The sequence below is a fragment of the Xanthomonas sp. D-109 genome (assembly GCF_017746095.1).
GTDB lineage: Bacteria > Pseudomonadota > Gammaproteobacteria > Xanthomonadales > Xanthomonadaceae > Xanthomonas_A > Xanthomonas_A sacchari.
On record NZ_JAGHWV010000026.1, the window covers coordinates 198,543 to 211,681 of the forward strand.

Sequence of the window (13,139 nt, forward strand, 5' to 3'; positions counted from 1 at the left end):
GCGCCTTTCTCGCATTGTCTGGTCGAACCGATGCTGAGCGGTCTCGAGCCAGCGCGAGCTCCGCCGCGCTCGGCCGCCGTTGGCTAACTGTCAAACCCGCTTCATCGACCAACGCTAGGCTGGCCGACGCCTGAGCGTTCGCTCGTTGTCGGTGCTGCTTCCCGTGGTCGATCACAGCCGTCGTCGTTTTCTCACCCGCACGTCCGTGGCCCTCGGCGCCGGTGCGGCCATGCCGCTGCTGCCGGGCGTCATCCGCAGTGCGCTGGCGGTGCCGCCGGCGCGGGTCACCGGCACGCTGCAGGACGTGCAGCACGTGGTGATCCTGATGCAGGAGAACCGCTCCTTCGACCATTACTTCGGCTGCCTGCGCGGGGTGCGCGGCTATGGCGATCCGCGGCCGTTGCGGCTGCCAAGCGGCAAGCCGGTCTGGCACCAGCCCGAACGCAAGGGCAGCGATCGCTACGTATTGCCGTTCCGGCTCAACAGCCAGACCAGCAGCGCGCAGTGGATGAAGGATCTCAACCACGACTGGAAGGGCTCGCACGAGACCTGGAAGCATCACGACGCCTGGATCGCGCAGAAGAGTGCGATGAGCATGGGCCACTTCCAGCGCGAGGACCTGCCGTTCTACTACGCGCTGGCCGACGCCTTCACCATTTGCGACGGCTACCACGCCTCGCTGTTCGGCCCGACCAATCCCAACCGCATGTACATGTTCACCGGCACCAGCGGCCTGAGCGTCGGCAACGATGGCGAGCAGGCGGTGAACAACCGCGACGACGGCAACTGGACCGCGGACATGGCGCGCGACAATCCGCGCTTTCCCGGCTACACCTGGAGCACCTACTCCGAGCGCCTGCAGGCCGCGGGCATCAGTTGGCAGGTCTACCAGGAGTTCGACAACTACGGCGACAACAGCCATCCGTACTTCGCCAGCTTTCGCAAGCTGGACCGCGCCTCGCCGCTGTACCGCCGCGGCCGCGCGATCGTGCCCGGTTCCACTGCCGACAACGCCAAGGCCTCGCGCGGCGAGCACCTGGTCGCGGCGTTCGCGCGCGACGTGCGCGCCGGCACGCTGCCGCAGGTGTCGTGGATCGTCGCGCCGTACCTGCTCAGCGAGCATCCCGAAGCCACGCCGGCCTACGGCGAATCCTTGAGCGCGCGCCTGCTGGAAGTGCTGGCGGCCTCGCCGGAGGTCTGGTCGAAGACGGTGTTCCTGATCAACTACGACGAGAACGACGGCTTCTTCGACCACGTGCCGCCGGCGTTGCCGGCGATCCGGCCGGAACTGGGCGCCAGCAACGTGGACCTGCATGGCGAGGACTATCACGGCGTGCCGGTCGGCCTGGGGCCGCGGGTGCCGATGCTGGTGGTGTCGCCGTGGAGCCGCGGCGGCTGGGTGAGCTCGCAGGTGTTCGACCACACCTCGGTGCTGCGCTTCCTCGAACGCCGTTTCGGCGTGATGGAGCCGAACATCAATCCGTGGCGCCGCGCCGTCGCCGGCGATCTGACCTCCACGCTGGATTTCGTCGGCCACGATCCGGCGCCGGTGGCGTTGCCCGACACCCGCGACTACATCGCGCGCATCGACGCCACCGCGACGTTGCCGCCGCCGCAGCGTCCCGCGCAGCAGGCGCTGCCGGTGCAGGAACCCGGCCAGCGCCCGGCGCGCGCGCTGCCCTACGATTTCGACGTGCGGCTGCAGGTGCAGGCGGATGCGCGGGTGCTGCGCATGCGCAACCGCGGCGACGCTGGCGTGGCGCTCAATGCCTATGCCGACGATGGCATGGCCGGGCCCTGGTTCTACACGCTCGCCGCCGGCAGCGAGCTGCAGGATGCGCGCGCGTGGCGCGGCGATGCCGCCGATGCCGGCTACGCGTTGCGCGTGCACGGGCCCAACGGGTTCCTGCGCGAGTTCCATGGCGACGGGATCGGCGATGCCGGGCTGCAGGCGGAGGCCGACTACGATGCCGCCGCGCAGTGCCTGCTGCTGACGCTCGGCAATGCCGGCACGCAGCCGTGCACGCTGCGCGTGCGCGACGGGTACCGCGGCGATGGCGCCGAGCAGACGCTCACGCTGGCCGCCGGCGATCGCACCGTGCTGCGTCTGCCGTTGCAGGCGCAGCACCACTGGTACGACCTGACCATCGACAGCGAGGCGTTTCCGCAATGGCGGCGGCGCCTGGCCGGGCACATCGAAACCGGCCGTCCGAGCATGAGCGACCCGGCGATCGGCCGCGCGGTCGACGTGTAGCGGCTGCACTGGCATTCCGATACGTGGCCAGTTACTAGCTGAGCATGGATATTGCTGGAGCAGGACCTATAGGTAACGTGGCCGCTGCGGGGGCCGCTGTGATCCGGGTTCGCCAAGCGAGGCCATCGGCGCTTTGACCTTTCTGCAGTCGGGACTGAAGTCCCTCCCACAAGGATGGGGGCGGCCTTCGATGTCGCCGCCAGCAGGTGCGCATGACGCCCGGCGATGCACCGGCGGTGGCAGCAGATTCGGCTGCGATCCGTTCGAGTGCATGCGATTCTGGAACGATGGCCAGTGCTGCATGGTCATCCTCGCGCCCTGCATGTTCGCTGCGCTCCCAAAAACAAACGCCGCCGCTGCAAGAGCAGCGGCGGCGCGTGATGCCTTCCCTGGCAGTGTCGCGTCGGCTCAGAACTTGCCGCTGAAGGTGACGAAGAACTGGCGCGGCGCGCCGGCCATCAGCGTCTGGTTGTAGCCGTTGGGGTCGGAGACGACATAGCCGTTGGTGCCGACGGTGGCGAAGTAGCGCTTGTCGAACAGGTTGGTGACGTTCGCGCTCAGGCCCAGGTTCTGGAACATGCCGACCTGGCCGAAGTCGTAGCCGGCGCTCAGGTCGAAACGCCAGTAGCTGGGCACCGACGAATCGTTGAGGTAGCTGATGTAGCGGCGGCCGGTGTACTTGCCGTCCAGCGAGGCGTGCCAGCCGGCGTTCTCGTAGGCCAGGCTGCTGGAGAACATCCACTCCGGGATGCCGACCACGCGCTTGCCCGAGGTGGCCACCACGCCGCCGTTGAGGTAGTCGTCCTGGTAGGTCGAGTCGTCGTAGGACAGCGAGTTCAGCCAGCGCAGCTGTTCGATCGGGCGCCAGATCACCGCCAGGTCGGCACCCTGGCTACGCACCGAACCGACGTTGTTGAGCGTGGCCGAGCAGGTCTGGATCGCGCTGCACGGCGAGGTCACCAGCAGGCGGTCGTCGAAGGTGGTGTGGTACAGCGCCAGCGACGCTTCCACGCCGGCGCCGCGCACGCGGTAGCCCAGCTCGTAGGTCTGCGCGGTCTCCGGCTCCAGCGAGCCCTTGATCGCGTTGAAGGCGGCCTGCGATTCCTGGAACGGGGTGAAGCCGAAGCCGGCCATGTTCTTGTTGTAGGAGGCGTAGACCTCCTGGTGCTCGTCGATCTTGAAGTTCACGCCCACCTGCGGCAGCAGGTCCGAGTCGGCCTTGATCTCGCCGGCGGCATTGGACGCGGACGGCACCTGCGACTGCGCGGTGGTGTCGACGATCAGCTTCTTGGCGCCGAAGTTCAGGGTCAGGCGCTCGTCCATCAGGCGCAGCGTGTCCTGCGCGTAGACCATGGTGGTGTCGGTGTCGTAGTGCTGGGCGAAGCCGCGCGCGAACAGGGTGCCGTTCTTGTTGAAGTAGTAAAGATCGGTGAACGGGCCATCGAGCAGGAAGTAGTTGCGCTCCTGCACGGTCTTGGCGTTCTGGTACCAGCCGCCGACCTCGATCTCGTTGCCGGCCACGGTGAAGTTCAGCGAGCCGGTGACGCCATGGCGGTTGAGGCGGTAGTCGGTGGTGCGCATCGACAGCGGTACGCTGGCCGAGGACGCGACGTACGGCGTGGTCCACTGCCCTTCGCCGTTGTTGTCGTGGTAGTAGCCGGTCAGGTTCAGCGTGGCGCTGCCGCCGAGGTTGAACGTGCCGCTGAGCGCGGCCAGGTTGTCGCGGCGCAGGCCGGCGCCGGAGTAGTAGGACGCATCGGCCTTGTCGTAGTCGGCCGGCAGGCCGTTGAGGCTGGCCGGGTAGCTGCCCTTGCCGTTGAGCGCGTTGGCGATCTGCACCGCGCTGTTCCAGTCCGGCATCAGGTAGTCCCAGTCCCAGCCGAGGACCCGCTGCGAGGTCAGCGACAGGTCCATGATGTCGTATTCCTTGCGGTGCGAGCTGTCCAGGTACAGGCTGACCCGGTTGCCGTCGCCCCACTGGTACAGCGCCTTGGCGTTGGCCTGGTTGTACTCGTTGTTGCCGTAGCCCTTCCACTTGTCCATTTCGCCATGCACCAGCGAGGTGTACAGCGAGAAGCCGTGGATGTCGCCGGTGTCGCCGCGCAGGTAGGTGCGGCGGGTGCTGTCGGAGCCGAGGGTCTGGCTGAAGCGGAAGCCGGCGTCGGCATCCGGATCGGCCGAGTAGTAGCGCACGGTGCCGCCGAGATTGCTGCTCGACGGCGTGCCCAGGCCGCCGGCGCCCTGCGCCAGTTCCACCGAGGCCACGTTCTCGGAAATGATCGCGCGGGTCACCTGCAGGCCGTCGGTGACGCCGTAGCTCATGTTGCCCAGCGGCACGCCGTCCAGGGTGAAGCCGAGGCGGCTCTGGTCGAACCCATGCAGGCTGATCGCGGTGGACCATTCGTAGGCACCGAACGGGTCGGCCGACTGGAACTGCACGCCCGGCAGCTTGTCCAGGACCTTCAGCGCGCTGGTGCCGGGGGCGGCGATTCCGATGTCCTCACGGGTGATGCGCTGCACCTGGCGGGTGGTGCCGCTGGACACGACGGTGATCGCGTCGAGCATGGTGGCATCGTTGCCGCTCGCGCTGGCCGCCGCATCGGCGGTTGCGTTGGCGGCGGCCGGCGCGGTCTCGGCCAGCGCGGCGAAGGCCGGCAGGGCGGACACGACGGCGAGCACCAGCGCGTGCGGGCGCAAGGATCTGGAAGTGGGGGTCATCGAAAGTCACCAATCATGAGGGGGAGACGTTCCGGTCCTGCCGCGCGGGGCGCGGGCAGCCGGCACCGGGCCGGTACGCGGCCCGCCCGCCACGATGCAACGGTTTTGTGAACGTTTCGGGGCGGTCCGATGTCGGCTGTGGGACAGCGCGCGGAACGTGGGTGATGGCGATCACCGCCGATCCCTGCCTTGCCGCGCAGGCGACGGCGGCGGCGACGCGCGGCATCGCAGTGCCGGTGGCGCGACGTATGATGCCGGGCCTGCCACCGCCGCCGCCTTCGATGAAGCTCGCCATCCTGTCCCGCAACACCAAGCTGTACTCGACCCGGCGCCTGGTCGAGGCCGGCCGCGAACGCGGGCACACGGTACGCGTGCTGGACCCGCTGCGCTGCTACATGCGCATCGCCGCCGGCGCCTTTACCATGCATTACAAGGGCAAGCCGATCACCGGCTACGACGCGGTGATCCCGCGCATCGGCAATTCGGTGACCCGCTACGGCACCGCGGTGCTGCGGCAACTGGAGATGATGGGCGTCTGCACGCCCAATCCGTCCGACGCGATCCTGCGCGCGCGCGACAAGCTGCGTGCGCACCAGCTACTGGCGGCCAAGGGCATCGACATGCCGATGACCGTGTTCGGCGACAACCCGGACGACACCGGCGACCTGCTGTCCATGCTCGGCCCGCCGCCGCACGTGGTGAAGTTGAACGAGGGCACCCAGGGCACCGGGGTGATCCTGACCGAGAAGGCCAGCGCCTCGCGCGGCGTGGTCGAGGCGCTGCGCGGGCTGTACGCCAATTTCCTGGTACAGGAATTCATCGGCGAGGCCGAGGGCGCCGACCTGCGCTGCTTCGTGGTCGGCAACCAGGTGGTGGCGGCGATGCGCCGCACCGCGCCGGAGGGCGACTTCCGCTCGAACCTGCATCTGGGCGGCACCGCCGAGCGCACCACGGCCAGCCGCGGCGAGCAGGAGGTGGCGGTACGCTCGGCCAAGGCACTGGGCCTGGGCGTGGCCGGCGTCGACCTGATCCGCTCGCGACGCGGTCCGCTGGTCCTGGAGGTCAATTCCACGCCGGGCCTGGAAGGGATCGAGACGGTCTGCGGGCTGGATATCGCCGGCAAGGTCATCGAACACCTCGAAGCCTGCCTGAAGCGAAAGAAATCAGGGGTTTAGCCGGATCTGTGGCCACGGGTTCTGGCTTAACACCGGTTTAATTCGGCCCTGCGTAAGCTTCATCGGACCGCAGCTCTGCCCTCCTCAGCAGGAACGGTAATCGGGATAGAAAACTTTCGGCCCAGGCAGCCCCGCTGCCTGGGTCTTTTTGTTGGCGAGCGCTGACCGGGCCGCGCCCGGCGTGCTGCTTGCCGCGGCGTTTGGGCCGGGGCTACATTGCCGGCTGGGTCCAGTCTGCAAGGGGAAGGGGATGAAACGGTCGATGGCATGGGTGTTGGGCATGCTCCTGGCGAGCGCGGCGGTGGCGGCGCCCAAAGGTGAGGCGCCCATGAACGTGAAGAAAGCGTTCGCGCAGCAACTCAGTACAATCCGGCAGCAATTGAACGACGGCAAGACCTATTCCGAAATCAATGCTGACGATCGCAGCAAGGTCGAAGCCGCATTGGCGCGAATGGCTGCGATACTCGACGCCCAACAGGACGTGGGAACCTTGAAAGAGGAGCAGAAGGTCGCGTTGTTCAACGATCAGGAAACGGTGAATACGCTGCTGACCAAGGCGGCGGCGGACAGCCGGATGGTATGCAGGCGCGAGGCCGTCACCGGTTCGCTGCGCACCACCACGCAATGCAAGACCGTGGCGGAACGCCGCCGCGACAACGAGGATGCGCAGGAACTGATGCGGCGCAATCCAACTGGCAAGTACGACTGACGGGGTAAATGTTGGTGCGAATTCTAGTGATCGAAGACAACAGCGATATCGCTGCCAATCTGGGCGACTACCTCGAGGATCGCGGCCACACCGTCGATTTCGCCGCCGACGGCGTCACTGGCCTGCACCTGGCGGTGGTGCACGAGTTCGATGCGATCGTGCTCGATCTCAACCTGCCGGGCATGGACGGCATCGAGGTGTGTCGCAAGCTGCGCAACGAAGCGCGCAAGCAGACCCCGGTGCTGATGCTCACCGCGCGCGATTCGCTGGACAACAAGCTCGCCGGCTTCGATTCCGGCGCCGACGACTATCTGATCAAGCCGTTCGCGCTGCAGGAAGTGGAAGTGCGGCTCAACGCGCTGTCGCGTCGCGGCAAGGGCGTGCACACCCGGGTGCTGGAGACCGGCGACCTGGAATACAACCTGGACACGCTGGAAGTGCGCCGCCAGGGCAAGCTGCTGCAGCTCAATCCCACCGCGCTGAAGATCCTGCAGGCGCTGATGGAAGCCGCCCCGGCGGTGGTGACCCGGCAGGAGCTGGAGACCCGCGTGTGGGGCGAGGAATTGCCCGACTCCGATTCCCTGCGCGTGCACATCCACGGCCTGCGCGCGGTGGTGGACAAGCCGTTCGACGTGCCGATGATCCAGACCCGCCACGGCATCGGCTACCGCATCGCCGCGCCCGATGCCTGAAACGCCGGCGTTGCCGCGGGTCGTGCGGCGGCGCGGGCGCTACCGCCGCCGTCTCCGCAGCCGCATCATCCTCTCGTTCGTGCTGTTGGGCTTCGGCCTGACCGCGCTGTTCGCGTTCGCCACCAACTGGGCGCGGGCACGCGTGGAGAACCAGCTGGTTGAGGTGGTGCTGAACCGCAACATCGACGAATACTCGCACCGGTTCTTCTCCGATCCGTCGAAGAATCCGGATCTGCCGGTGCAGCAGATGGTCGGGCGGGTGGTGAAGAGCGACCGCTTTGAAGCGCTGCGACGTGAGCAGCCGGAGTGGTACAACTTCTCTGACGGCATCCACAACGTGTCCGGTCGCGATGAAACCGGCAAGCCGTTCTCCTACAAGGTGGCGGTGCGCAAGACCCCGAATGTCTGGTTCTTCCTCGCCTACGACATGACCCAGACCATGCAGGGCGAGGTGCAGCTCAAGCGCACCCTGATCCTGTCGGTGCTGGTGTTCAGCGCGTTGTCGCTGGTGATCGGCTGGTGGTCGGCGTCGCGGGTGATGCGGCCGGTGTCGGACCTCGCCGCGCGCTTGCGCGCCTATCGCGGCAGCAGCGACCCCAAGCCGCTGGCGCCGCACTTCCCCGACGACGAGGTCGGCCAGCTGGCCGAGGCGCTGGACGACTACTCGGCGCGCCTGACCGAAGTGGTGCAGCGCGACCGCGAGTTCAATGCCGACGTCAGCCACGAGTTGCGCACGCCGCTGGCGGTGATCCGTGGCGCCACCGAACTGCTGCTGACCCGGCCCAATCTCGACGACAAGGTGCTGCAGCGCCTGCAGCGCATCCAGCGCGCCGAGCAGCAGTGCAGCGACCTGATCGGGTCGCTGCTGCTGCTGTCGCGCAACGAGCGCGGCCAGGGCCACAGCAACGTCGCCAAGGTCGCCGAGCAGTTGATCGAGTCGCATCGCGCGCAGTTGGGCGGCAAGCCGCTGCAGTTGCTGCTGGAAGGCGAGCGCAACCTCACCATCGACGCGCCGGAAGCGGCGCTGTCGGTGGCGCTCGGCAATCTGATCGGCAACGCGGTCAAGTACACCCAGGAAGGCCAGGTGGTGGTGCGGGTGCTGAGCGATGCGGTGCAGGTGATCGATTCCGGCCCCGGCCTGAGCGAGGAGGACGCGGCCAGGCTGTTCCAGCGCGGCTATCGCGGCACCCATGCCGGCCATTCGCAGGGCGGCGGCATCGGTCTGTCGATCGTCAGCCGGCTGTGCGATCTGTATGGCTGGCAGGTCAACGTGCGCCCGGGCGCCACCAAGGGCGTCGTGGCGACGCTGTGGTTCAAGCCCGCCTGAGGCGGGCGCCGACGCGTCCGCCGCATCGGCGCACGCCGCTGTTCCGCCATGCCTTCGCAGCATGGCGATCGCCCGCCGCAGACGCGACAACGCCCCGGCGAGCGGGGCGTTGTCGGGACGCGCGCTGCGGCCGTCAGCCGGCCAGGTCGAAGCGATCCAACTGCATCACCTTGGTCCAGGCGGCGACGAAGTCGCGCACGAACTTCGCCTGCGCGTCGGCGCTGGCGTAGACCTCGGCCACCGCGCGCAGCACCGAGTTGGAGCCGAACACCAGGTCGGCGCGGGTACCGGTCCACTTCAACGCGCCGCTCTTGCGGTCGCGGCCTTCGTAGACGTCCTTCATCTCCGAGGTCGCCTTCCACTCGGTGCCCATGTCCAGCAGGTTGGCGAAGAAGTCGTTGCTGAGCACGCCCGGGCGATCGGTGAACACGCCATGCGCGGACTGGCCGCTGTTGGCGCCGAGCACGCGCAGGCCGCCGACCAGCACGGTCAGCTCCGGCGCGGTCAGGGTCAGCAACTGCGCCTTGTCGATGAGCAGCGCTTCGGCCGACAGCGCGTAACGGCGCTTGGCGTAGTTGCGGAAACCATCGGCGATGGGTTCGAGCACCGCGAACGACTCCACGTCGGTCTGTTCCTGCGAGGCGTCCATGCGGCCGGGCACGAACGGCACCTGGACGGTCTGTCCGGCCAGCTTGGCCGCCTGCTCCACCGCGGCGACGCCACCGAGCACGATCAGGTCGGCCAGCGAGATCTTCTTGCCACCGCCCTGGGCGCCGTTGAACTGCGCCTGGATACGCTCCAGCGTGGCCAGCACCTGCGCCAGCTGCGCCGGCTGGTTGACCTCCCAGTCCTTCTGCGGGGCCAGGCGGATGCGTGCGCCGTTGGCGCCGCCGCGCATGTCCGACCCGCGGAAGGTGGACGCCGCGGCCCAGGCGGTGGACACCAGTTGCGCCACGCTCAGCCCGGAGTCGAGCAGGGTCTTCTTCAGTGCGGCGATGTCCTGCGCGTCGATCAGCGGGTGGTCCACGGCCGGGATCGGGTCCTGCCACAGCAGCTCTTCGGCCGGCACGTCGGGGCCGAGGTAGCGCGCGCGCGGGCCCATGTCGCGGTGGGTCAGCTTGAACCAGGCGCGGGCGAAGGCATCGGCGAACTGCTGCGGGTTCTCCAGGAAGCGGCGCGAGATCTTCTCGTAGGCCGGGTCGAAGCGCAGCGCCAGGTCGGTGGTGAGCATGGTCGGCAGGTGCTTCTTCGACGGATCGTGCGCGTCCGGAATCACCGCCTCGGCGTTCTTGGCCACCCACTGGTGCGCGCCGGCCGGGCTCTTGCTCAGTTCCCAGTCGAACTTGAACAGGTGCTCGAAGAATTCGTTGGTCCACTGCGCCGGCTTGGTGGTCCAGGTGACTTCCAGGCCGCTGGTGATGGTGTCGCCGCCCTTGCCGCTGCCGAAGCTGTTGGACCACCCCAGGCCCTGGCTCTCCAGGTCGGACGCTTCCGGCTCGGCGCCGACGTGGTCGGCCGGGCCGGCGCCGTGGGTCTTGCCGAAGGTGTGGCCGCCGGCGATCAGCGCCACGGTCTCTTCGTCGTTCATGGCCATGCGGCCGAAGGTGTCGCGGATGTCCTTGGCCGCCAGCAGCGGGTCGGGATTGCCGTCCGGGCCTTCCGGGTTGACGTAGATCAGGCCCATCTGCACCGCGGCCAGCGGGTTCTCCAGGTCGCGGGTGTGGCGCACTTCGCTGTCGTCGTCCTTCACCAGCACGCCGTGCGCCTCGTCCACGCCCGGCGAGCCCTGCGCGTAGCGCTCGTCGCCGCCCAGCCACTTGGTCTCGCGGCCCCAGTACACGTCCTGGTCCGGCTCCCAGGTATCGGCGCGGCCGCCGGCGAAGCCGAAGGTCTTGAAGCCCATCGATTCCAGCGCGACGTTGCCGGTGAGGATCATCAGGTCGGCCCAGGAGATGGCCTGGCCGTACTTTTGCTTGATCGGCCACAGCAGGCGCCGCGCCTTGTCCAGGCTGACGTTGTCCGGCCAGCTGTTGAGCGGGGCGAAGCGCTGCTGGCCGCGGCCGCCGCCGCCACGGCCGTCGCCGGTGCGGTAGGTGCCGGCGCTATGCCAGGCCATGCGCACGAACAGCGGGCCGTAGTGGCCGAAGTCGGCCGGCCACCAGTCCTGCGAATCGGTCATCAGCGCGTGCAGGTCGCGCTTGAGCGCTTCGAGATCGAGCTGCTTGAACGCCTTGGCGTAATCGAACTGCGGGTCCAGCGGGTTGGAACGGGTGGAGTGCTGGTTGAGCAGGTCCACGCGCAACTGCTTGGGCCACCAGTCGCGATTGCTGGTGCCGCTGCCGCTGGCAGCCTGGTGGAACGGGCATTTCGATTCGCTGGTCATGGGAGGCTGCCTCTGTCTCGATGGACGGTGTGGTGGCGTGGCGTCGCGATCATACGGCGACGCTGCGGTGAAACTGGAGACACGATAGGCGCAAGTGTCCATCTATAGAATTCGAATTCTTCTAATCAATCGATAGCGATTGGCTATCGTTGCATTCGACGGAATGGCTGGCCGCTTGAACCTCGGGGCACATGTCGCTGTATCCGGCCCATGTGCGCTGGGCCGGCTGCGCTCGCTATCCTGTCGCGATGACCCAACGCGCCACCCGCCTGCTGCGCCTGCTCGATGCCCTGCGCGGGCGCCGCCGGCCCGTGGCCGGAGCGCAACTCGCCGCCGACCTGGGGGTGAGCCTGCGCACGCTGTACCGCGACATCGCCAGCCTGCGCGGTCAGGGCGCCGACATCCTCGGCGATCCCGGCGTGGGCTACGTGCTGCGCCCCGGCTTCCTGCTGCCGGAACTGAACTTCAGCGAGGACGAACTGGAAGCGCTGACCCTGGGCGCGCGCTGGGTGGCGAGCCAGGCCGACCCGGAACTGGCGCAGGCCGCGCAGCGCGCCATCGCCCGGATCGGGGCGACGCTGCCGGCGCCGTTGCGGCTGGCGCTGGAGACCAGCGGGCTGCTGGTGCCGGCGGCCACGCCCGCGCAGCCGGCGGCGCCGTGGCTGCCGGTCCTGCGTCGCGGCATCCGCCTGGAACACGTGCTGCACATGGATTATGCCGACGCCGGCGGCAGCGCCTCGCGGCGGCGCGTCTGGCCGTTCGCGATGGCCTTCCTGGGCGGCTACGGCATGATCGCGGCGTGGTGCGAACTGCGCGGCGATTTCCGCCATTTCCGCGCCGACCGCGTGCTGGCGCTGCGCGATGACGGCGAGCGCTACCCGATGCGGCGGCATCAGTTGATCCGACGCTGGCGCGCCGCCACCGGGTACGGCGTCGGCTCCTGACAGCAGGTGTCAGCAGGCCACGCGCAGACTGCGTGGCGTCCACCACGGAGTCCGACCATGTCCCACGATCTTGTGCTCTACACCCATCCCATGTCGCGCGGTCGCATCGCGCGCTGGATGCTCGAAGAAACCGGCCTGGCGTACCGCGCGCAGATCCTCGACTACGGCACCGGCATGAAGGCGCCGGCGTATCTGGCGATCAATCCGATGGGCAAGGTGCCGGCGCTGGTCCACGGCACCACCACCGTCACCGAGAACGCGGCGATCTGCGCCTACCTGGCCGACCTGGTGCCGGAACGGCAACTGGCGCCGCCACCGGGATCGCCGGCGCGGGGCGATTACTACCGCTGGCTGTTCCTGCTGGCCGGACCGGCCGAGGCCTTCCTCACCGCCAAGCAGCACGGCACGCTGGCACCGGCGCACAGCGCCGGCTACGGCCATGGCGAGGATCTGCTGGACATGCTGGAGCAGGGCGTCGCCGGTCGCGAGTACCTGGCCGGCGACCGCTTCAGTGCGGCCGACCTGTATGCCGCCGCGTTCCTCGGCTTCTACACGCGCATCGGCGTGCTGCAGGCGCGGCCGGCGTTCGTCGCGTTCGCGCAGCGGCACATGGCGCGGCCGGCGGCGCAGCGGGCGGCGGCCATCGACGATGCGCTGCTGGCGGCGCATCCGAATCCGTTCATGCCGCGTCCGAGCGCCGCGCCGGCGAGCGCCTAGCGGAATGTGGATTACTGGCGGTTGGGTCATGCCGCATGGCCGGCCCCTCACCCCAACCCCTCTCCCGGTGGGAGAGGGGCTCTAGCGCTTTCCTTCTCCCTCCGGGAGAAGGTGCCCCGAAGGGGCGGATGAGGGTACGGGCGCAGCCTCGTGCGTCCTGACCCTGCGAGACGCTTCGCGCCGGGCCCTCACCCCAACCCCACACCCCCGGGGGGGGGGG

Annotated in this window: 9 protein-coding genes; 7 read left to right on the forward strand and 2 right to left on the reverse strand. The window is 68.4% G+C overall.

Annotated elements, in window-relative coordinates:
- The first annotated feature begins 229 nt into the window (after positions 1–229).
- Positions 230–2,254, forward strand: coding sequence for a phospholipase C, phosphocholine-specific (locus J7357_RS19505; RefSeq protein ID WP_244667673.1), 2,025 nt, complete (start codon positions 230–232; stop codon positions 2,252–2,254).
- Positions 2,255–2,662: 408 nt separating this feature from the next.
- Here the strand turns inward: J7357_RS19505 and J7357_RS19510 are convergent, their stop codons facing one another.
- On the reverse strand, positions 2,663–4,972 hold the full coding sequence (locus J7357_RS19510; protein WP_209249027.1) for a TonB-dependent receptor: 2,310 nt from the start codon (positions 4,970–4,972) through the stop codon (positions 2,663–2,665).
- A gap of 281 nt (positions 4,973–5,253) precedes the next feature.
- On the opposite strand from J7357_RS19510, the gene rimK reads away from it, so the two are divergent.
- The 4 genes from rimK to J7357_RS19530 all read left to right on the forward strand — a co-directional run bounded on the left by rimK (position 5,254) and on the right by J7357_RS19530 (position 8,875).
- Entirely contained in the window at positions 5,254–6,147 is an 894-nt protein-coding gene (gene rimK / locus J7357_RS19515) for a 30S ribosomal protein S6--L-glutamate ligase (protein ID WP_209249058.1), read from the forward strand.
- A 250-nt stretch (positions 6,148–6,397) separates the two neighbouring features.
- Positions 6,398–6,856: a hypothetical protein gene (locus J7357_RS19520; protein WP_244667674.1), complete on the forward strand. Its 459-nt coding sequence runs from the start codon at positions 6,398–6,400 to the stop codon at positions 6,854–6,856.
- A 14-nt stretch (positions 6,857–6,870) separates the two neighbouring features.
- Positions 6,871–7,548 carry a response regulator transcription factor gene (locus tag J7357_RS19525; RefSeq protein ID WP_010340533.1) on the forward strand — a complete coding sequence of 226 codons (678 nt, stop codon included), beginning with the start codon at positions 6,871–6,873 and terminating at the stop codon, positions 7,546–7,548.
- A complete protein-coding gene (locus J7357_RS19530; RefSeq protein WP_209249029.1) occupies positions 7,541–8,875 on the forward strand; it encodes a HAMP domain-containing sensor histidine kinase in 1,335 nt (444 codons plus the stop codon). The genes J7357_RS19525 and J7357_RS19530 overlap by 8 nt, the downstream gene beginning before the upstream one ends.
- A 133-nt stretch (positions 8,876–9,008) precedes the next feature.
- On the opposite strand, the gene katG is transcribed toward J7357_RS19530, so the two are convergent.
- A complete protein-coding gene (gene katG, locus J7357_RS19535) occupies positions 9,009–11,258 on the reverse strand; it encodes a catalase/peroxidase HPI (protein ID WP_209249031.1) in 2,250 nt (749 codons plus the stop codon).
- A gap of 248 nt (positions 11,259–11,506) precedes the next feature.
- Between katG and J7357_RS19540 the strand changes: the two genes are divergently transcribed.
- Both J7357_RS19540 and J7357_RS19545 read left to right on the forward strand, forming a co-directional pair.
- The gene (locus tag J7357_RS19540) at positions 11,507–12,202 is read left to right on the forward strand and encodes a YafY family protein (RefSeq protein ID WP_209249062.1); all 696 of its coding nucleotides are present in this window, start codon (positions 11,507–11,509) and stop codon (positions 12,200–12,202) included.
- A 57-nt stretch (positions 12,203–12,259) separates the two neighbouring features.
- Positions 12,260–12,919: a glutathione S-transferase family protein gene (locus J7357_RS19545; RefSeq protein ID WP_209249033.1), complete on the forward strand. Its 660-nt coding sequence runs from the start codon at positions 12,260–12,262 to the stop codon at positions 12,917–12,919.
- Positions 12,920–13,139 lie beyond the last annotated feature (220 nt).

What these genes read in the sequence shown, in the direction of transcription:
- J7357_RS19505 (WP_244667673.1), top strand. Translation starts at nt 230, where the DNA reads ATGCCGCTGCTGCCGGGCGTCATCCGCAGTGCGCTGGCGGTGCCGCCG.
- J7357_RS19510 (WP_209249027.1), bottom strand. Translation starts at nt 4,972, where the DNA reads ATGACCCCCACTTCCAGATCCTTGCGCCCGCACGCGCTGGTGCTCGCC.
- rimK (WP_209249058.1), top strand. Translation starts at nt 5,254, where the DNA reads ATGAAGCTCGCCATCCTGTCCCGCAACACCAAGCTGTACTCGACCCGG.
- J7357_RS19520 (WP_244667674.1), top strand. Translation starts at nt 6,398, where the DNA reads ATGAAACGGTCGATGGCATGGGTGTTGGGCATGCTCCTGGCGAGCGCG.
- J7357_RS19530 (WP_209249029.1), top strand. Translation starts at nt 7,541, where the DNA reads ATGCCTGAAACGCCGGCGTTGCCGCGGGTCGTGCGGCGGCGCGGGCGC.
- katG (WP_209249031.1), bottom strand. Translation starts at nt 11,258, where the DNA reads ATGACCAGCGAATCGAAATGCCCGTTCCACCAGGCTGCCAGCGGCAGC.
- J7357_RS19540 (WP_209249062.1), top strand. Translation starts at nt 11,507, where the DNA reads ATGACCCAACGCGCCACCCGCCTGCTGCGCCTGCTCGATGCCCTGCGC.
- J7357_RS19545 (WP_209249033.1), top strand. Translation starts at nt 12,260, where the DNA reads ATGTCCCACGATCTTGTGCTCTACACCCATCCCATGTCGCGCGGTCGC.